General features: G+C 68.2%; 16 protein-coding genes and 1 other RNA gene. 8 read left to right on the top strand and 9 right to left on the bottom strand.

Annotation, left to right across the window (positions count from 1 at the left end):
• Positions 1–14: 14 nt before the first annotated feature.
• A complete protein-coding gene (locus G3N62_RS19115; protein WP_034188660.1) occupies positions 15–1,931 on the bottom strand; it encodes a sigma-54-dependent Fis family transcriptional regulator in 1,917 nt (638 codons plus the stop codon).
• A 519-nt stretch (positions 1,932–2,450) separates the two neighbouring features.
• Between G3N62_RS19115 and G3N62_RS19110 the strand changes: the two genes are divergently transcribed.
• The 6 genes from G3N62_RS19110 to lipA all read left to right on the top strand — a co-directional run bounded on the left by G3N62_RS19110 (position 2,451) and on the right by lipA (position 8,552).
• Complete coding sequence (locus G3N62_RS19110; protein WP_124669689.1) at positions 2,451–3,509, top strand: NAD(+)/NADH kinase; 1,059 nt, start codon at positions 2,451–2,453, stop codon at positions 3,507–3,509.
• Positions 3,510–3,568: 59 nt separating this feature from the next.
• On the top strand, positions 3,569–4,345 hold the full coding sequence (locus G3N62_RS19105) for an SDR family NAD(P)-dependent oxidoreductase (RefSeq protein ID WP_034188658.1): 777 nt from the start codon (positions 3,569–3,571) through the stop codon (positions 4,343–4,345).
• A 76-nt stretch (positions 4,346–4,421) separates the two neighbouring features.
• Positions 4,422–5,405: a thiamine pyrophosphate-dependent dehydrogenase E1 component subunit alpha gene (locus G3N62_RS19100; RefSeq protein WP_034188657.1), complete on the top strand. Its 984-nt coding sequence runs from the start codon at positions 4,422–4,424 to the stop codon at positions 5,403–5,405.
• Between the two features lie 54 nt (positions 5,406–5,459).
• Complete coding sequence (locus G3N62_RS19095; RefSeq protein ID WP_034188656.1) at positions 5,460–6,464, top strand: alpha-ketoacid dehydrogenase subunit beta; 1,005 nt, start codon at positions 5,460–5,462, stop codon at positions 6,462–6,464.
• 4 nt (positions 6,465–6,468) lie between these two features.
• The gene (locus tag G3N62_RS19090; RefSeq protein ID WP_049030975.1) at positions 6,469–7,584 is read left to right on the top strand and encodes an acetoin dehydrogenase dihydrolipoyllysine-residue acetyltransferase subunit; all 1,116 of its coding nucleotides are present in this window, start codon (positions 6,469–6,471) and stop codon (positions 7,582–7,584) included.
• Positions 7,585–7,586: 2 nt separating this feature from the next.
• Positions 7,587–8,552, top strand: a complete 966-nt coding sequence (gene lipA / locus G3N62_RS19085; protein WP_069706488.1) for a lipoyl synthase — start codon at positions 7,587–7,589, stop codon at positions 8,550–8,552.
• Between the two features lie 11 nt (positions 8,553–8,563).
• Here lipA and G3N62_RS19080 read toward each other — a convergent pair whose 3' ends face one another.
• The 8 genes from G3N62_RS19080 to trxA form a co-directional block, all read right to left on the bottom strand.
• Positions 8,564–9,925, bottom strand: a complete 1,362-nt coding sequence (locus tag G3N62_RS19080) for an MATE family efflux transporter (RefSeq protein WP_034188653.1) — start codon at positions 9,923–9,925, stop codon at positions 8,564–8,566.
• Between the two features lie 2 nt (positions 9,926–9,927).
• The gene (locus tag G3N62_RS19075; protein ID WP_124669688.1) at positions 9,928–11,760 is read right to left on the bottom strand and encodes a glycosyltransferase family 39 protein; all 1,833 of its coding nucleotides are present in this window, start codon (positions 11,758–11,760) and stop codon (positions 9,928–9,930) included.
• Between the two features lie 110 nt (positions 11,761–11,870).
• Positions 11,871–12,134 (bottom strand): type B 50S ribosomal protein L31, encoded by a 264-nt coding sequence (locus G3N62_RS19070; protein ID WP_034188651.1) that lies wholly within the window; start codon positions 12,132–12,134, stop codon positions 11,871–11,873.
• Positions 12,135–12,291: 157 nt separating this feature from the next.
• A complete protein-coding gene (locus tag G3N62_RS19065) occupies positions 12,292–13,125 on the bottom strand; it encodes a M90 family metallopeptidase (RefSeq protein ID WP_034188650.1) in 834 nt (277 codons plus the stop codon).
• 38 nt (positions 13,126–13,163) lie between these two features.
• Positions 13,164–14,720 (bottom strand): MFS transporter, encoded by a 1,557-nt coding sequence (locus G3N62_RS19060; protein WP_034188649.1) that lies wholly within the window; start codon positions 14,718–14,720, stop codon positions 13,164–13,166.
• A complete protein-coding gene (locus tag G3N62_RS19055; RefSeq protein WP_034188648.1) occupies positions 14,717–15,217 on the bottom strand; it encodes a MerR family transcriptional regulator in 501 nt (166 codons plus the stop codon). Before G3N62_RS19055 ends, G3N62_RS19060 begins: the two co-directional genes overlap by 4 nt.
• Before the next feature lie 125 nt (positions 15,218–15,342).
• Positions 15,343–16,605 (bottom strand): transcription termination factor Rho, encoded by a 1,263-nt coding sequence (gene rho / locus G3N62_RS19050; RefSeq protein WP_006478662.1) that lies wholly within the window; start codon positions 16,603–16,605, stop codon positions 15,343–15,345.
• 194 nt (positions 16,606–16,799) lie between these two features.
• Entirely contained in the window at positions 16,800–17,126 is a 327-nt protein-coding gene (gene trxA, locus G3N62_RS19045; RefSeq protein ID WP_006402348.1) for a thioredoxin TrxA, read from the bottom strand.
• Positions 17,127–17,516: 390 nt separating this feature from the next.
• Here trxA and ffs point away from each other — a divergent pair.
• Together ffs and dnaX are read left to right on the top strand one after the other, a co-directional pair.
• An RNA gene (ffs, locus tag G3N62_RS19040) (signal recognition particle sRNA small type) lies at positions 17,517–17,615 on the top strand.
• A 127-nt stretch (positions 17,616–17,742) separates the two neighbouring features.
• Positions 17,743–18,885 (top strand): DNA polymerase III subunit gamma/tau (gene dnaX, locus G3N62_RS19035; RefSeq protein ID WP_206141281.1); only part of this gene is annotated, 1,143 nt, incomplete at its 3' end.

Here is an 18,885-nt window from a genome sequence, read left to right as displayed (position 1 = left end):
CGTGCGCCCGCGCGTCACGCGCGGTGCGGTGCGACGATCCGGTACTTCGCGATGCGCCGGTACAGCGTCGCGCGCGACATGCCGAGCGCCTGCGCGGCCGCGTCGGGCCGCCAGCGATGCGCGGTGAGCGCGGCGACGATGCGGCCGCGTTCGTCGTCGGGCAGCGCGCCCGGCGGAGCACCGCCGAGTTGAGCGGCGAGCTCGGCCGGCAGGTCGCGCCGCGTCACGCGCGCGGCGTCGCACACCGCGCACGCGTAGCGCAGGACGTTGCGCAGTTGCCGCACGTTGCCGGGCCACGCGTACGCGGCGAGGTGTTCGGCGAGCGTCGGATCGAGCGTGAGCACGTGGCCGGTCGCCTGCGCTTCCTCGGCGAACACGGCGGCAATCACGTCGCGCACGTCCGTGCGTGCGCGCAGCGGCGGCAGTTCGAACGTCGCGCCGCTCAGGCGGTAGTACAGGTCTTCGCGGAAGGTCCCGTCGGCCACCATCCGCGCGAGATCGCGGTGCGTCGCGCAGATCACGTCGAGATCGACGCGCACGGGCGTATCGCTGCCGAGCGGCACGACCTCGCCGTCGGCGAGGACGCGCAGCAGGCGCGTCTGCAGCGCGAGCGGCATGTCGCCGATTTCATCGAGAAACAGCGTGCCGCCGTCGGCGAGCGCGATCTTGCCGCGCGCGCCGTGCTTGCGTGCGCCGGTGAACGCACCGGCCGCATAACCGAACAGTTCGCTCTCGATCAGCGCATCGGGCAGCGCGCCGCAGTTGACGGCGACGAACGGCCGCGCGCGCCGTGCGCCGGCGTCGTGGATCGCGCGGGCGAACACCTCCTTGCCCGCACCGGTTTCGCCGAGCACGAGAATCGGCAGCCGTTTGCTCGCGACCCGCAGCGCGAGTTCGGCCTGTTGCGCGATATGCGCATCGCTGCTGTGCAGGAACGGCGTCAGCGCGCCGACGTTGCGCGGCGCGGTGCCCGCGCGGCGCGATACGGTGCCGGGCTCGCGGCCCGCGCGTCGTAGCGGCGCCCGCAACCGCGCATAGAGCGGTGCGCCGGTGGCGCGCAGCCGCAGCGCGACGATCGTATCGAGCCGCGCGGCATCGCGCAGCGGCATCTCGGTCGCATCGAAGATCTCGTCGATGTGGCGCGGCTCGCGCAGCGCCGGCAGCGTGTCGCGTGCCTGCCGGTTCGCGGCGACGATGTTGCCGCATTCGTCGAATGCGATCATCCATTCCGGTTGCGCCTCGACGTAGTGACGGTTCGGATGCCCGAACAGGATCCAGTGCTGCGCGGTGCTGTGCACGAAGTAGCCGTCCTCGATCAGCGCCGCGCTTTGCCGCACGAGCTGGTAGACGAGGCGCTGGCTGTCGCGGCCGTCGGGCGAATGCACGGCCGACGCGTCGAGCACGCCGATCAGTTCGCCGCCCGGCGAGAAGATCGGCGCGGCGCTGCAGGTGAGCGTCGTGAACGCCGCGCGAAAGTGATCGGTCTTGTGCACGGTGATCGGCGCGAGATCGGTCAGCACGCTCGCGACGCCGCAGGTGCCTTCCTCGCTTTCCGACCAGCACGAGCCGATGTGCAGCCCCGCATGGCGGAAGTCGTTGCGGCGCTCGCGGTCGATCCGGTAGTCGATCGTCACGCCATGCGCGTCGGTCAGCATCACGCAGTAGTCGGCGACGCGGATCATGTCGTGCAGCCGCGTCAGGCATTGACCCGACGCGCGCAGGAACGCCTCTTCCTTGTCGCGCACTTCGCGCAGCTCGGCCGCGGTCAGCACACGCGGGCCGATCGACGAAGCGGGGTCGAGACGGTAGCGCTCCAGCGACCGTTGCCACGACGACACGAGGCGCGCGGAGTCGGCCGGCGCGGGCAGGCGTCCGGCGAGCGCGCCGAGCACGCGGTCGGCGTGCTGGGCCTGGGGAACGGCGTAGGGCATGGTCGGCTCCGGTTCCGTACGGCGGGGAATGCGATGTTCTTGTAGCACATCCCGTTCGGCGGATCACATTGCATCGCAGCACGCGGCCGGCGTGAGACGTTCGTCTCACCGGTCGCTCGCCGTGTCGCGCGCGCGTGAGACATCCGCATGCACGGCGCACGGTGGCCGTCCGGCTGGCCGACGCCCGCGTCGAGCCGCGCGCGTGCGGGGTTTGCGGGCAGGGCGGCGCGCAAGCGCAGAGGCCGGGGCGATCGTTTCGTCGCATCGGCTGCGTGAGACGCACGGGTGGATTCGCCAGGTGCCGTGTCGCCACGGTCACGAAGCGCGAACGCGTGCCTGCCTGTCGCGCCAGTGTGCACGCGGGTTCCGCGGTCGTCGCAGCGACGATGGCACGCTGCTTGCAGAGATCACGGGCAAGCCGATGCGGTCGCGTCGGCGACGACGATCCGCCGCCCGTCGATGGCAGCGGACGACACAGACCGGGCCGGCATGGCCGGTCCACTGGATGGAGACGAACCCGTGACGACGCCCGTTACCGTCGGCGTGATCGCGAACCCCGCATCGGGGCGCGACATCCGCCGCCTCACGACGCATGCATCCGTGTTTCCGACGGCCGAGAAGGCGAACATGATCGTGCGCCTGCTGGCCGGCCTCGGTGCGATGGGCGTCGAGCGCGTGCTGACGCTGCGCGACCGCACGGGCATCGCGACGCTGCTACTGCGCGCGATCGACACGCATCGCGCGGTCGCGCCGCACGAACGCTGGCCCGAGGTCGAGTTCGTCGACCTGCCGATCACCGATACCGTCGCCGACACGCAGGCCGGCGCCGCGTACCTACACCGGATGGAAGTCGCGCTGATCGTCGTGCTCGGCGGCGACGGTACCCATCGCGCGGTGGCCGCGCATTGCGGCGCGACGCCGCTCGTCGCGCTGTCCACCGGCACCAACAATGCGTTTCCCGAACATCGCGAGGCGACCGTCGCCGGCGTCGCGGCAGGGCTCGCCGCGACCGGCGCCGTGCCCGCCGAGGTCGCGTTCGTGCGCAACAAGCGGCTCGTCGTGCGCTGTGCGGCGGGCGCGCAGCCGGGGCGCGAGGAGATCGCGCTCGTCGACGTGTGCGCCGCGCGGCAGCGCTTCATCGGCGCACGTGCGATCTCCGGGTCCGACGACCTCGACGCGCTCTACCTGACCTTCGCGGAACCGGACGGCATCGGGCTGTCCGCGCTCGGCGGCGCGTGGGCGCCGCTCGAACGCAGCGCGCCGCACGGGCTTGCGATGCGCTTCGCGGAAGCCGGCAAGGCAGCCGGCACGCCGCTCGTCGCGCCGATCGCGCCGGGGCGCGTCGATCGCGTCGTGATGCGCAGTTGCGAGCGGCTCGAGCCGGACGCGTGGCAGGCGATTCCGTTCGAACGCGGCACGCTCGCGTTCGACGGCGAGCGCGAGATCGAGGTCGCGCGCGGCGAGCGCTACGAAATCTCGCTCGACTGGCGCGGACCGCTGACGGTCGACGTCGGCCGCACGCTGCGCTACGCGTCGTCGCGGCAATTGCTGCGCAGCGCCGGCGCGTGGCGCGACTGAGCATCCGGTTTGATGCAAGACGCTTCGCCATCCAGCACGATTTTCAAGGAGACATCGTCATGACAACCGTTCTCGAAGGACAGGTCGCCATCGTCACCGGCGGCGCGCGCGGCATCGGCCGCGGCATCGCGCTGACACTTGCCGGCGCGGGCGCCGACATCCTGCTGGCCGACCTGCTCGACGACGCGCTCGACGCCACCGCGCGCGAGGTGCGTGCGCTCGGCCGCCGGGCGGCGGTCGCGAAGGTCGACGTCACGCAGGCCGCGCAGGTCGACGCGATGGTCGCGCAGGCGCTCGCCGAACTCGGCGGGCTCGACATCCTCGTGAACTGCGCGGGCGTGATCAGCATTCATCCGGTCGCCGAACTGACCGAGCGCGACTGGGATGTCGTGATGGACGTGAACGCGAAGGGCACGTTCCTCGGTTGCCGCGCGGCGCTCGCGCACCTGAAGGCACAGGGTCGCGGCCGGATCATCAACGTCGCGTCGATCGCGGGCAAGGAGGGTTTTCCGAATCTCGCGCACTACAGCGCATCGAAATTCGCGGTCGTCGGCTTCACCAACGCGCTTGCGAAGGAACTCGCGCGCGACGGCGTGACCGTCAACGCGATCTGCCCCGGCATCGTCCGGACCGACATGTGGGACCGGTTGTCCGACGCATGGAAGACCGACGGCGAAACAGTCGAGCAATCGTGGCAGCGGCACCAGTTGACGCTGATCCCGCAGGGCCGCGCGCAGACGCCGGAGGACATGGGCCGGCTCGCGCTGTTCTTCGCGACGATGGACAACGTGACGGGCCAGGCCGTGAACGTCGACGGCGGTTTCACGTTCCATTGACGGCCGCCGGCCGTGCAATCCGCCGCCGCGGCACGGACGCGGCGGCATTCGCAGTCAAACCTACCAGGAGACACACATGACCGCTTCGACCCAGCTCAGCAGGGACACGCTGCTGGACGCCTACCGGCTGATGCGCACGATCCGCGAATTCGAGGAGCGCCTGCACGTCGAATTCGCGACCGGCGAGATTCCCGGCTTCGTTCACCTGTACGCGGGCGAGGAGGCGTCCGCGGTCGGCACGATGCTGCATCTCGGCCTCGCCGACTACGTTGCCACCACGCACCGCGGTCACGGCCATTGCATCGCGAAGGGCGTCGACGTGCACGGGATGATGGCCGAGATCTACGGCAAGAAGACGGGCGTCTGCCACGGCAAGGGCGGCTCGATGCACATCGCCGACCTGTCGATGGGGATGCTCGGCGCGAACGGGATCGTCGGCGCGGGCGGCCCGCTCGTGTGCGGCGCGGCGCTCGCGGCGAAGCACAAGAAGACGGGCGGTGTCGGCGTGTGCTTCTTCGGCGACGGCGCGTCGAACCAGGGCGTGATCTTCGAATCGATGAACCTGGCGTCGGTGTGGCGCCTGCCCGCGATCTTCGTCGCCGAAAACAACGGCTACGCGGAAGCGACGTCGTCGAGCTGGTCGGTCGCGACCGACAACATCGCCGACCGCGCGAACGGGTTCGGGATGCCGGGCGTGATCGTCGACGGCTTCGACTTCTTCGCGGTGCACGAAGCGCTCGGCGAAGCCGTCGAGCGCGCGCGCAACGGCGGCGGCCCGACGCTGGTCGAGGTGAAGTTCACGCGCTATTTCGGCCATTTCGAAGGCGATGCGCAAACCTACCGCGCGCCGGGCGAGGTACAGAAGCTGCGCGACGAGAAGGACTGCCTGAAGCATTTCGAGACGCGTGTCGTGCGCGCCGAAGCGCTGACGACGGCCGACCTGCGCGCGGTCGACGCGCAGGTCAAGGCGCTGATCGACGACGCGGTCGCGCAGGCGAAGGCCGCGCCGGTGCCGGATGCCGCCGACCTGCTGGCCGACGTCTACGTGTCGTATCCGTGAGCGCGGCCTGACATCGCGGCCGGCACGGCAAACCGAACATTCCAGGAGACAGACATGGCAAGGAAGATCACTTATTCGCAGGCGATCAACGAAGCGCTCGCGCAGGAAATGGCGCGCGACGACAGCGTGATCGTGATGGGCGAGGACAACGCGGGCGGCGCGGGCGCGCCGGGCGAGGACGATGCATGGGGCGGCGTCCTCGGCGTGACGAAAGGGCTGTTCCACAAGTTTCCGGGCCGCGTGCTCGATACGCCGCTGTCGGAGGGCGGCTACATCGGCGCGGCGGTCGGCGCGGCCGCATGCGGGATGCGGCCCGTCGCGGAACTGATGTTCATCGATTTCATGGGCGTGTGCTTCGACCAGATCTTCAACCAAGCCGCGAAATTCCGCTACATGTTCGGCGGCAAGGCCGTGACGCCGGTCGTGATTCGCGCGATGTACGGCGCCGGGTTGCGCGCGGCCGCCCAGCACTCGCAGATGCTGACGTCGCTGTTCACGCACATTCCCGGGCTGAAGGTCGTGTGCCCGTCGACGCCGTACGACGCCAAGGGGCTGCTGATCCAGGCGATCCGCGACAACGATCCCGTGATCTTCCTCGAACACAAGCTGCTCTATACGCGCGAAGGCGACGTGCCGGAGGAGTCCTATGCGATTCCGTTCGGCGAGGCGAACGTGGTTCGCGACGGTGACGACGTGACGATCGTCACGTATGGCCGGATGGTGCATCTCGCGATGGACGCGGCCGCGAAGCTCGCGAAGGACGGCATCCAGTGCGACGTGATCGACCTGCGCACGACGTCGCCGCTCGACGAGGAGACGATTCTCGAAAGCGCCGAACGCACGGGGCGCGTGGTGGTCGTCGACGAAGCGAATCCGCGCTGCTCGATCGCGACCGACATCGCCGCGCTCGTCGCGCAGCGCGCGTTCCATTCGCTGAAGGCGCCGATCGGGCTCGTCACCGCGCCGCATACGCCGGCGCCGTTCGCGAGCGTGCTGGAAGACCTGTACATCCCGTCCGCCGATGCGATTGCGCAGGCGGTCCTGAAGACGAGGAGCTGACACGATGTCGATTCACATGATCACGATGCCCAAGTGGGGGCTGTCGATGGAGCAGGGGCAGGTCAACGGCTGGCTGAAGGCGATCGGCGAACGCGTGACGAAGGGCGATGAGCTGCTCGACGTCGAGACCGACAAGATCTCGTCGGGCGTCGAGTGCGCGTTCGACGGCACGCTGCGCCGGCAGGTCGCGCAGGAAGGCGAGACGCTGCCGGTCGGCGCGCTGCTCGGCGTCGTCGCGGCCGCCGAGGCGAGCGATGCCGACATCGATGCGGCGATCGCCGACTTCCAGCGCGATTTCGTACCGAGCGCCGCCACCGACGAGGCCGCCGGGCCGCAGCCCGAGAAGGCGCAGATCGGCGGCCGCACGGTGCGCTTCCTGAAGCTCGGCGACGGGGCAGGCACGCCTGCCGTGCTGATCCACGGCTTCGGCGGCGACCTGAACAACTGGCTGTTCAATCACGCGGAACTCGCCGCGCACCGGCCGGTGTGGGCGCTCGACCTGCCCGGTCACGGCGAGTCGGGCAAGGCGCTCGATACGGGCAGCCTCGACGAACTCGCCGATGCGGTGCTCGCGCTGCTCGATGCGCAGCACATCGAGCACGCGCACCTGATCGGCCATTCGATGGGCGGCGCGGTCGCGATGGCGGCGGCCGAGCGCGCGCCGCAACGGGTTGCGTCGCTGACGCTGATCGCGAGCGCGGGGCTCGGCACTGACATCAACCGTGCCTACATCGACGGTTTCGTCGCCGGCAACAGCCGCAACACGCTGAAGCCGCACCTCGGCGCGTTGTTCGCCGACCACGCGCTGGTGACGCGGCAGCTCGTCGAGGATCTCGTCAAGTACAAGCGGCTCGAAGGCGTGCAGGCCGCACTGGAGAAGATCGCGAACGCCGCGTTCGACGGCGCCGCCCAGCGGCGCGTGTTCCGCGACCGGCTCGCGACGCTTGCGCCGCGCACGCTCGTGATCTGGGGCGAGCGCGACCAGGTGATTCCCGCCCAGCATGCGCGGGGCCTGCCTGACGGCGTGCGTGCCGAGGTGATCGCCGGCAGCGGGCACATGGTGCAGATGGAGGCGGCCGCCGACGTGAACCGCCTGATCGTCGCGTTTCTCGGAGCGTGACGATGGCTGCCGCGCCCGAACGATCCAGCCTCACGGCGCTCGGCCAGCCGGGCGCGCGCAGCCGCGACAAGCTCGCGCGCATTCCGGTGCGCGTCGAGCCCGCGGCCGGCGCGGCGCTGCCGAAGCCGCCGTGGCTGCGCGCGCGGCCGATGATGAGCGCGGCGGTGGCCGACATGGCCGCCGTGCTGCGCGAGCATCGGCTGCATTCCGTCTGCGAGGAGGCGATGTGTCCGAACATCGGCGAATGCTTCGCGCAGCGCACCGCGACCTTCATGATCATGGGCGGCCTGTGCACGCGGCGCTGCCCGTTCTGCGATGTCGCGCACGGCCGTCCCGAGCCGCTCGATCCCGACGAGCCGGCACGGCTGGCCGCCGCGGCCGCCGCGCTCGGGCTGCGCTACGTCGTGATCACGTCGGTCGATCGCGACGACCTGCGCGACGGCGGCGCCGCGCATTTCGCCGCGTGCATCGCGGCGGTGCGCGCGAGCGTGCCCGGCATCGGTGTCGAGGTATTGACGCCGGACTTCCGCGGCCGCGTGGCGCGTGCGCTCGATGCGCTGTCGACGGCCTGGCCGGACGTGTTCAACCACAACGTCGAGACGGTGCCGTCGCGCTATCGCGCGGCGCGGCCGGGCGCCGACTATCGCGGCTCGCTCGACCTGCTCTTGCAGGCCAAGCGCGCGCGGCCGGGGCTGGTGACGAAGTCGGGATTGATGCTCGGGCTCGGCGAGCGTGACGACGAAGTGCGCGACACGCTGCGCGACCTGCGCGCGCACGACGTCGACGTGCTGACGCTCGGCCAGTATCTCGCGCCGTCGGCGCACCATCTGCCGGTGCGGCGTTACGTGAGCCCGGAGGCGTTCGCCGCGTGGCGCGGCGAGGCGCTCGCACTCGGTTTCAGGGAAGTCGTCGCCGGCCCGCTCGTGCGGTCGTCGTATCACGCGGCCGACGTGCTGGAGGACGCGTAGCGGGCCGTGCGTCAGGCGGCGGTGGCGGCGGAGGCGTGCGCACGACTCACGCGGCGCAGGTACAGCACGAGCCCGGCGCCCGCGAGCATCAGGCTGACGGTGTTCGCGAACCAGAAGCCGCGCGCGCCCGTCAGCCATGCGGGAGCGATGCCGCCGACGTCGAAGCCGAGCACGTAGCCGCCGCTCAGGCCGATGCCCCACAGCGCGACCGCATAGATCACGGTCGGCACGACGGCGACCTTGTACGCGCGCAGCACGAACGCCGACGTGACCTGCAGCGCATCGAAGCAGTGGTAGCACGCGACGATCGCGACGAGCGGCATCGCGGCCGCGGCGACGGCCGGGTTCGGCGTATAGCCGCCGATGATCAGCGGGCGCAGCGTGAACACGAGCACGCCGTAGGCGGCCGCCACGCCGCACGCGAACATCACGCTGTGCCGGCCGAGCAGCCGCGCTTCTTCCGGGCGCCCGGCGCCGAGCGCGCGCGCGACCAGTGTCGACGCCGCCACGCCGATCGACAGCGGCGTCATGTACAGCACCGCGCCGATGTTGCCGGCGATCTGGTGGCCGGCGAGCGTCGTCGTGCCGAACTGCGCGATGAACAGCGCCATGCAGGTGTACGACGTGACCTCGATCAGGTACGACAGGCCCATCGGCACGCCGAGCTTGAGGATGGCCTTCTGGCGTGCCCAGACGGGCCAGCAGAAGCGCGAGAAGATCGCGAGCGGCGCGAACACGTCGAGCTTCGCGAGCAGCGTGTAGCCGATCAGCGCGAGCGCCCAGTTGATCAGCGTGCTGGCGAGCCCGCAGCCCGGGCCGCCCAGGGCCGGCACGCCGAACCCGCCGAAGATGAACCACACGTTGAGCGGAAACTTGAGCAGCAGCGCGCCGATCTGCAGGATCATCGCGAGCCGCGGCTTGCCGGCCGCGTTGGTCAGCGCGTTGTAGATGCGAAAGACGAGGCTGGCGGGCAGCCCGTACGACAGGATGCGCAGGTAGTCGACGGTGCGCTCGTGCAGCGCGGCAGGCGCATGCGCGATGCGCAGCAGCGGCTCGGGAAAATGCAGCAGCAGGAAGCCGGGAATCGCGAGCAGCAGCGCGAGCCACAGCGCCTGGCGTACTTCCTCGCCGATTTCGGCATAGCGCCGCGCGCCGTACAACTGCCCGGTGATCGGCTGCAGCGCGGACAGGATGCCCGTCAGGCCGATATAGATCGACACGTAGATCGACGATCCGAGCCCGAGCGCGGCGAGATCGACGGCCGAGTAGCGGCCGACCATCGCGGTGTCGATCACGCCGAACGCGATGATCGCGAGCTGGCCGACGAGCACCGGCCACGCGAGACCGACGATCCGGCGGATGTCGCCGAACATCGTCAATCGGCCGCCTGGCGGCGCGCCGGACGCCGCTTGACGGGCGTCTTCGGCCGCTCGATGCGCTCGTACAAGCGGAAGCGCTCATCGCGGTCGGCGACGCGGCGGCCTTCCCACACGAGGCGCCACACATACTGCGACATCGCGCTCGGCTCGCCGAAGTCCGAACGATCCTGGCGCAGGATCACGTCGCAGTCGCCGGAGAAGTCGAAGTGCATGTTGCCGAAATACGCGAAGGTCGCGATCTGCGCATCGCCGAGCCGTACGGGCGAGATGCACTCGTAGTCGGACGGCAGGTGCACGGCGATCTGTTGCGCGACATCGCGATAGGTCCGGCCGTAGTTGACGATCGGCAGCCACAGCGTCATCAGCAGCACCCACATCAGCGTGGTGCCGGCGCCCGACAGCACGACGCTGCGCCACAGCACCTTCGGCTGTCGCGAGATGCGCCAGCGCGCGAGGAAGCACCAGCACACCGTGACGATCACCGCGCAGATGAACGACAGGATCTTGAAATGCGGTTCGTAGCCGGGCACGAGCCGCGCGAGGTTGCGTGCGAGCGGATGCGGGAAGCCCGTGAGCGAGGCGAGCCATACGAGCCATACGAAGGTGCCGAGGATCGTGAAGCTCAGCACCGCGAACCAGTCGATCGCATTGATCGCGCCGCGCTTGAGGGTCGGCAGCGCGAACGTCGCGAGCACCGCGAGCGGCGGCAGCAGCAGCATGTACATGCGGTTCGACTGCTGGCTCTGCAGGATCACGAGCGCGACGAGCGGCACGGCAACCGACAGCGGAATCGCGATGTGCGCGCGGCGGCGCATGCCGGCCCAGCTCCACCAGGCCCAGATCGCGAGCGGCCACGCCGGCCACGTGAACAGCGGCAGGTTCTTCGCCGCATAGCCGAGCACGGCGGTCGGCGGCCCCGAGAAGCGCATCAGGCTGCCGTGGATCCACTGGTTGAAGAACCAGGCGGCGTCGTCGGGCGCCGCGACGAAGGCGGCGAGCGGCCACAGCGCGAAGATCGCGGCCGCGAGCGGCACGCCGACCAGCGGCAGGCGCAGGTTGCGCATCTCGGGCGTGACGAGCCACAGCGCGGCCGTGCCGGCGAGCAGCGCGGCGACCAGCACGGGGTTGCCCGACAGCGCGACGAGGCCGATCGCGACGCCCCACCACAGCGCGCCCTGCAGCGGCTTGTCGATGCCGCGCACGATTCCGTACACGAGCATCGCGATCCACGCGAACTGCGCGAGCTGCGGCGTCGTTTCATGGCCGCGTTCCGCGAGGCCGAAGCACGCGACGAGCACCAGCAGCGCGCCGTCGGCGAGCGTGCGGCCGTAGTCGCGCGGCTCGGGTTCGCCGCCGAATGCGTATTTGAACGGCTGCACCTCGGCGCGCCGGCCGAGCAGGTAGGCCGCGTACCAGACGAAGGCGCACGCGACGCAGAACAGCACGCCGGTGTCGACGCGCGACGCGTTGCTGGCATCGACCCACGGGCCGAGGCCGCGGATCGACAGCGCGCCGAGCCAGTAGCCGAGCGGTCCGTCGGTCGTGATGAACTTGCCGACCAGGTTCGGCAGCAGCCAGTCGTGCCAGCTGCCCTTGGCCATCGTCCACATCACGCCGAAGCCCGCCGCGTCCTCGTTTTTCCACGGGTCGCGGCCGAACAGGCCGAACGCCGCGTAGACGAGGCAGAGCGTGAGCAGCAGCCAGCGCGGGAGCGCGCGCGTGGCGGAGGCGGTGAGACGGACGACAGGCTTCATGCAGATGAGCGTTTTGTTATGGGCGGGCGCCTGGCGCGGTTGCGCGCGGGCGAGCCGGTTTCGAGCATCCGGCATTGTAGACGCGCCGGCCGCGCCGCGTCAGGTCGATGCCCGGACGCTTCCGGGCGAGCAGAGACGAAAAAGGGCAGCCTGGGCTGCCCTTTTGTGCGATGCCGATGCGAAGCTTACTTCGCGATCTTGCCGCTGGCGCGTGCGCCGAACTTGTTCTTGAACTTCTCGACACGGCCTGCCGTGTCCATGATCTTTTGCTGACCCGTGTAGAACGAGTGCGATTCCGACGACACTTCGATCTTGGCGAGCGGGTAGGTCTTGCCTTCGTGGTCGATGGTTTCACGCGTCTGGATCGTCGAGCGCGTGATGAACTTGAAGCCGTTCGACATGTCTTGGAAGACGACTTCGCGGTAGTCCGGGTGAATGCCAGGTTTCATGATTTTCCTTGGTGAGAGCGGTAGCCAACCCGCCGCTTGCCGTGCCTTGCCGCCCAAACTGGCGCGATTCGGTTGACGTCAAGCCCGGCGCGAGCCACTTGCCTAAGGTCGAAAAACGGCGATTATGCCAGAAAATCAGATGGTTGACGAATAATTTTCACGGTGCGTCGAGTGCGCCGGTGCCGGCCGGATCCTGCCGGTAGTAACGCGCGAGCAGCCGGTACAGCTCCGGAAATTCGGACTCGAACGCTTTCGGCCGCACGAACAGCGCCTCGCTGCACACCGCGAAGAACTCCGACGGGTGGTCGGCCGCATACGGATCGATCAGCGAGTCCCGCTCGAAGCGCGCCCATGCACGGTCCGGCACCGCGTCGACGCGTGCGCAGAACTGGTCGTACGCGTGTTCGAACACGTCGGCCCAGGCCTGCGCGTCGAGGTGCGGCGCGTGCCAGCGGCGAAATAGGGGCGGATAACCGTCGGCCGCGCCGTTGACCATGTCGATCTTGTGCGCGAATTCGTGGATCACGACGTTGTACGCGTCCCGGCCGTCCGTCATCTGCGCGTCTTCCCACGACAGGATCACCGGCCCGCCTTCCCAGGCCTCGCCGCTCGCGTCCTGCTCGACCTCGTGGACGACGCCGTCCTCGTCCTGCACGGTCTTGCGGATCACGAATTCGCCCGGATACACGACGACGCCGACCCAGCCGTCGTACAGCGACAGGTCGAGATTCAGCACGGGCAGGCAGGCCTGCGCGGCGATCGCGACGATCATCTCGTCGGTCAGCGCCAGCCCGTGCGCGGTCGAGAACGATTTCTTCGCGATGAACAGGCTCGTCAGCTCGCGCAGCCGGCCGAGCGCGTCGGGCGCCAGCGCCGCGAGGAACGGCAGGCGCTCGACGGTGTCCTGCCACAGCGTGTCGGAGATCGGGTGGCTGCGCAGCGCGCGGTCGCGGCGGCGGTCGTCGAACCAGCGGGTCAGTTTTGAAAGCATGGAGACGGCTGACGATAATCCAAAGCCTGTCTTTTAACTCAATCGATCTCTTTTTGCCATGCCGCGAAGACGCCGCCGACCAGCGCGACGCCCGCCAGGAAGTAAAACCCGTCGAGCGATGCGAGGAACGATGCCTGTTGCGCGACCATTCGCGCGATCGACGCGATCGCGAGGGCGTGCGCCTCGTTCAGCGCGTGGCCGGCCGCGGCGTAGCTGTGCGTCAGCGCGTCGGCGGTCTGCTGGAACAGCGGGTCGAACACGTTCGCACGCTCGACGAGCCGCGTCTGGTGCACGGCGACGCGGTGCTGCTCGACGATGATCACCGACGACGTCGCGAACGAGATCGTCAGTTGCCGCACGATGTTCTTCAGCCGGTAGCCGTGCGTGTATTCGTCGATCGCGAAGATCCGGAACGTCAGGTTCGCGACCGGCAGCACGATGAAGAGCAGCAGCAGCCCGCGCAGCAGCAGCGGGACGATCAGCGCGGCCTCGCCGACCTGCGGCGTCATGCGCGTCATCCATAGCGCGGCCGCGACGGCGATCGCGAACCCCGGCACGACGAACCACTTCTTGTGCGCGACGAGTTTCGCGTAGCGCAGGTACGCGAACAGCGCGGTGGCCGAAATCAGCGACATCGTGCCCACCAGGCGGCCGGCGTTCTCGACCGGATAGCCGAGCCCGCCTTCGAGAAAGCGCGACGTCAGGTAACTGAACCCCGTCGTCTCGTAGTAATAGAACATGTAGAGCAGCAGCCCGACCTGGAAGGTCCGCTCGCGAAACGCATGCAGCCGCACGAGCGGCGTCGGGTGGTTCCACTGGTGATACGCGAACCACGCGAGCGCGCCGACTCCCGCGATCGTCAGCAGGATCAGCATCGGTGAACCGCTGTAGAGCTGGTAGTGCACCTGCTGCAGCACGATCTGCAGCGCGCCCTGCGCGAGCGCGAATACGACATACGGCCAGAAGTGTCCCGAGCCGCGTTCGTCGTCGGGCGTGCGGCCCGAGTCGGGCAGCGTGAGCAGCGCGAGGATCGCGAAGGCGATGCCGGCCGGTGCCGTGCACGCGAACAGTGCACGCCAGGTCGAATGCGCGACGAGCAGTCCGCCGACGATCGGCGCGAGCGCGCTGCCGAGCAGGATCATGATCAGGAACGCCCGCGTCGCGGGCGGCCGTTCCTGCGGCTTGAAGCTGATCTGGATCAGGATCCGGCACGCGCCCATCATCGGGCCGATGAAATACCCCTGGAAACCGCGCGCGAACGCAAGTTGCAGCGATGTGTCGGCGAGCGCCGACGCGATCGCGCCGCACGAGAACATCAGCATGCAGCCGGCGACGTAGCGGCGATGGCCGAGCCGGTCGACCCACCATTGCTGCTGCAGGATGCCGAGCACGGCCGTGACCGCGTACGCGCTCGACGACCAGACGAGTTCGTCGGGCGATGCGTTGATGCCGCCCGCGATGTAGCTCGCGAAGAACGAGAAGACCGCGTTGTCGAAATAGTCGATGCCGGTGACGAGCGCGAGCGCCCACGGAAACAGGTCCGTGCGCAGGTTGGCGCGGCTCCACAGCGGCGCTCGGCCGGGCACCGCATTCATTCGCGATCCTTGCGGGGGCGTCGCGTGCCGGCTTCGGCCCGCCGCTGCGCGATGAGCGCGTCGGGGTTTTCGCCGGCGAGGCGCCGTTCGACGTAGTCGATGTCGTGCTGCAGTTCCTTGCGCAGTGCGACGGCTTCCTTCAGTTCGCGCTGGACGGCCGCGATCCGCCGGTCGAGCGTGTCGATCTGTTCGGCGAGGCCCGTGCGGATGTCGCGCAGCGACGCGTCCGAATAGCGGCGCCGGCCGTCCCCCGTTTCTTCCAGCGGGCGCTTCAGCATTTCGGTGATGCCGTGCAGCGAGAAGCCGAGCGCGCGCAACCGCAGGATGCGCGCGAAGCGCTCGAGATCGGCTTCGTCGTAGAGGCGGTAGCGGCCTTCGCTGCGCGACGGCGTGACGAGCCCGCGCTCTTCGTAATATTTCAGCGTGCGCGGCGTGACGCCGAGCCGCGATGCGGCGTCGCTCACGGTCAGCAGTGCGGGGGAGGTGTCGTTCGGCATCGGGCGTCGGAGGGGCGGGGCGATGACGCGATTATAGATCAACCTGTACGTTCACGTTCAGGTTGAGGCGAAAAAACGGCCGCCGGGCTGGATGCGCGGGCGGCCGTTTTGCGAGGCGAGGGCGATCAGCCGCCGCGACGCATCAGGTCGAAGAACTCGGAGTTGCTCTTCGTCTGGCGGATCTTGTCGAGCAGGAATTCCATTGCCTCGACTTCGTCCATGTCGTGGATGAACTTGCGCAGCACCCAGATCTTTTGAAGGATCTCGGGCTTGATCAGCATTTCTTCGCGACGCGTGCCCGACTTGTTCAGGTTGATCGACGGGTAGACGCGCTTTTCCGCGAGACGGCGCTCGAGGTGCACTTCCATGTTGCCGGTGCCCTTGAACTCTTCGTAGATCACGTCGTCCATGCGGCTGCCGGTTTCGATCAGCGCGGTGCCGATGATCGTCAGCGAACCGCCTTCCTCGATGTTGCGCGCCGCGCCGAAGAAGCGCTTCGGACGCTGCAGTGCGTTCGCGTCGACACCGCCCGTCAGCACCTTGCCCGACGCCGGGATCACGGTGTTGTACGCGCGGGCGAGACGCGTGATCGAGTCGAGCAGGATCACGACGTCGTGCTTCATTTCGACGAGGCGCTTGGCCTTCTCGATCACCATTTCGGCGACCTGGACGTGGCGCGTGGCCGGTTCGTCGAACGTCGAGGCAATCACCTCGCCGGCGACCGAGCGCTGCATTTCGGTCACTTCTTCAGGGCGTTCGTCGATCAGCAGCACGAACAGGATCACGTCCGGGTGGTTCTGCTTGATCGCGTGCGCGATGTGCTGGAGCATCACGGTCTTGCCCGACTTCGGCGACGCGACGAGCAGGCCGCGCTGGCCCTTGCCGATCGGCGCGATCATGTCGATGATGCGGCCCGTGACGTTTTCTTCGCCGCGCATTTCGCGCTCGAGCGACAGCGGCTTGTTCGGGTGCAGCGGCGTGAGGTTCTCGAACATGATCTTGTGTTTCGAGGCCTCGGGCGGCTGCCCGTTGACTTTGTCGACCTTCACCAGCGCGAAGTAGCGCTCGCCGTCCTTCGGCGTGCGGACTTCACCTTCGATGGTGTCGCCGGTGTGCAGGTTGAAGCGGCGGATCTGCGACGGGCTGATGTAGATGTCGTCGGTGCTGGCGAGATACGACATTTCCGGCGAGCGCAGGAAACCGAAGCCGTCCGGCAGCACTTCGAGCGTACCGTCGCCGAAGATCGTCTCTCCCGTCTTGGCGCGCTTTTTAAGAATGGCAAACATCAACTCCTGCTTGCGCAGGCGGTTCGCGTTTTCGATCTCCAGGCCATTGGCCATTTCGATCAGTTCGGAGACGTGCAGAGACTTGAGCTCGGATAAATGCATACGGAGAACCCGCCAGGGAGGAGAAGCGACGAAAGAAATAAGGGAGGAGGGCGAGCGGAAGCGCTCAGAGACTTAAATGCGTCTTGTCGACGTTTTTTAATTCTAGCATAGGCCGATTCGCGCTTGAGCGAGCGATCGGCGGCTTGGCGACGGACGTGTTGCCGGCTGACAACACGTCCGTGAGCCTGCCCGTATTACAGGTGGCTGTCCAGGAATGCGGTGAGCTGCGACTTCGACAGCGCGCCGACCTTCTGCGCGGCGGCCGCGCCGTTCTTGAACAGGATCAGCGTCGGGATGCCGCGCACGCCGAACTTCGCGGGCGTCGCCTGGTTGTCGTCGACGTTGATTTTCGCGATCTGCAGCTTGTCGCCGTAGTCCTTCGCGACTTCGTCGAGGATCGGGGCGATCATCTTGCACGGGCCGCACCATTCGGCCCAGAAATCGACGAGCACGGGCTTGTCGGACTTGACGACGTCCTGTTCGAACGATGCGTCGCTGATGTGTTTGATCTGTTCGCTCATTGGGTCAATACCTCTTACGGTTCGGGGACTGCCTGCTTGCGCGTTGCGGCGTACCGGCCGCCGTAGGCTGCCGGCCGCTGCGGCAGGTCACTCCGCTCCCCGGAAAGGAGAGGCGTGGGCGCTGCATGCCGCGGCTCGCGGGTCGTTCGGGCGTCATATTAGCCTAAATTGCTATCTGCTGCGGGCGGCGATAGTAGCCGCTACGCGAGTAGGGGTACGACGCGGCGTTCGACCGTTGTGCCACGCAGGTGGAGGCTGGCCGGCGGATTACAAGGGGCGGGTGCGCATGTGCGTCGTGCCAACGGATGGCGCGCCGGTTTGCCCGGCGATATTTGCATTGAGGCGAACAAACGGTCGCATTTGTCCGGGAGCGGTGATAGAATATGCCGTGACGGGCCTCCTCGCATGGTGGGGCGGTGAACCTGGTCAGGTCGGGAACGAAGCAGCCACAATCGTTTTCCGCCAGTGCCGAGGGTTGGGCTCGTCACCTTCCTTCTCGCCCCGTTCGCCGGGCGTTTTTTATTTCCGCGTCACACTCCGTTCGACCCGTACCTTGCCCGTTCTCCGCACCGTTTCGCGTGTCGGCGCGACGCAGCGTTACTGATACAATTTCCCGATGACCTATCAAGTTCTCGCACGCAAGTGGCGTCCGAAGGATTTCGCTTCGCTCGTCGGCCAGGAGCACGTCGTCAGGGCGCTCACGCACGCGCTCGACGGCGGGCGTCTCCATCACGCCTATCTGTTTACCGGAACCCGCGGTGTCGGCAAGACGACGCTGTCGCGGATCTTCGCCAAGGCGCTCAACTGTGAAACCGGCGTCACGTCGCAGCCGTGCGGCGTGTGCCGCGCCTGTCGCGAGATCGACGAGGGCCGTTTCGTCGACTACGTCGAAATGGATGCCGCGAGCAACCGCGGCGTCGACGAGATGGCCGCGCTGCTCGAGCGCGCGGTGTACGCGCCCGTCGATGCGCGCTTCAAGGTCTACATGATCGACGAAGTGCACATGCTGACGAACCACGCGTTCAACGCGATGCTGAAGACGCTCGAAGAGCCGCCGCCGCACGTCAAGTTCATCCTCGCGACGACCGATCCGCAGAAGATTCCCGTCACCGTGCTGTCGCGCTGCCTGCAGTTCAACCTCAAGCAGATGCCGGCCGGGCACATCGTGTCGCATCTCGAGCGGATCCTCGGCGAAGAGCGCATCACGTTCGAGCCGCAGGCGCTGCGCCTGCTCGCGCGTGCGGCGCAGGGCAGCATGCGCGATGCGCTGTCGCTCACCGACCAGGCGATCGCCTATTCGGCGAACGAAGTGACCGAGTCGGCCGTGTCGGGCATGCTCGGCGCGCTCGACCAGACTTACATGGTGCGCCTGCTCGACGCGCTCGCGGCCGGCAGCGGCCCCGAAATCCTGACGATCGCCGACGAAATGTCGCTGCGCAGCCTGTCGTTCTCGACCGCGCTGCAGGATCTCGCGAGCCTGCTGCACCGGATCGCGTGGGCGCAGTTTGCGCCGGGATCGGTACTCGACGAATGGCCGGAAGCGGCCGACCTGCGCCGCTTCGCGGAGGCGTTGAGCCCCGAGCAGGTTCAGTTGTTCTATCAGATCGCGACGGTCGGTCGCGCGGAGCTCGGTCTCGCGCCGGACGAATATGCCGGTTTCACGATGACGCTGCTGCGGATGCTCGCGTTCGAGCCGGCTGTTGCCGCCGGCGGTGCGCCGGGCGGCCAGCCGTCCGTGCCGCGTGCCGTGCCGGCTCCG

It is taken from the genome of Burkholderia sp. Tr-20355 (assembly GCF_017104685.1).
In the GTDB taxonomy this organism is placed as follows: domain Bacteria; phylum Pseudomonadota; class Gammaproteobacteria; order Burkholderiales; family Burkholderiaceae; genus Burkholderia; species Burkholderia seminalis.
The sequence above is the reverse complement of the archived record's forward strand: the minus strand, read 5'-3'. Positions and strand labels throughout refer to the sequence as shown.

Bases quoted from the DNA above. Each gene is read 5' to 3' on its own strand.
- G3N62_RS19060 (WP_034188649.1), bottom strand. From the start codon at position 14,720: ATGAATGCGGTGCCCGGCCGAGCGCCGCTGTGGAGCCGCGCCAACCTG.
- G3N62_RS19055 (WP_034188648.1), bottom strand. From the start codon at position 15,217: ATGCCGAACGACACCTCCCCCGCACTGCTGACCGTGAGCGACGCCGCA.
- G3N62_RS19080 (WP_034188653.1), bottom strand. From the start codon at position 9,925: ATGTTCGGCGACATCCGCCGGATCGTCGGTCTCGCGTGGCCGGTGCTC.
- G3N62_RS19065 (WP_034188650.1), bottom strand. From the start codon at position 13,125: ATGCTTTCAAAACTGACCCGCTGGTTCGACGACCGCCGCCGCGACCGC.
- G3N62_RS19095 (WP_034188656.1), top strand. From the start codon at position 5,460: ATGGCAAGGAAGATCACTTATTCGCAGGCGATCAACGAAGCGCTCGCG.
- rho (WP_006478662.1), bottom strand. From the start codon at position 16,605: ATGCATTTATCCGAGCTCAAGTCTCTGCACGTCTCCGAACTGATCGAA.
- G3N62_RS19100 (WP_034188657.1), top strand. From the start codon at position 4,422: ATGACCGCTTCGACCCAGCTCAGCAGGGACACGCTGCTGGACGCCTAC.
- G3N62_RS19090 (WP_049030975.1), top strand. From the start codon at position 6,469: ATGTCGATTCACATGATCACGATGCCCAAGTGGGGGCTGTCGATGGAG.
- lipA (WP_069706488.1), top strand. From the start codon at position 7,587: ATGGCTGCCGCGCCCGAACGATCCAGCCTCACGGCGCTCGGCCAGCCG.
- G3N62_RS19070 (WP_034188651.1), bottom strand. From the start codon at position 12,134: ATGAAACCTGGCATTCACCCGGACTACCGCGAAGTCGTCTTCCAAGAC.
- G3N62_RS19115 (WP_034188660.1), bottom strand. From the start codon at position 1,931: ATGCCCTACGCCGTTCCCCAGGCCCAGCACGCCGACCGCGTGCTCGGC.
- G3N62_RS19075 (WP_124669688.1), bottom strand. From the start codon at position 11,760: ATGCCGGATGCTCGAAACCGGCTCGCCCGCGCGCAACCGCGCCAGGCG.
- G3N62_RS19105 (WP_034188658.1), top strand. From the start codon at position 3,569: ATGACAACCGTTCTCGAAGGACAGGTCGCCATCGTCACCGGCGGCGCG.
- trxA (WP_006402348.1), bottom strand. From the start codon at position 17,126: ATGAGCGAACAGATCAAACACATCAGCGACGCATCGTTCGAACAGGAC.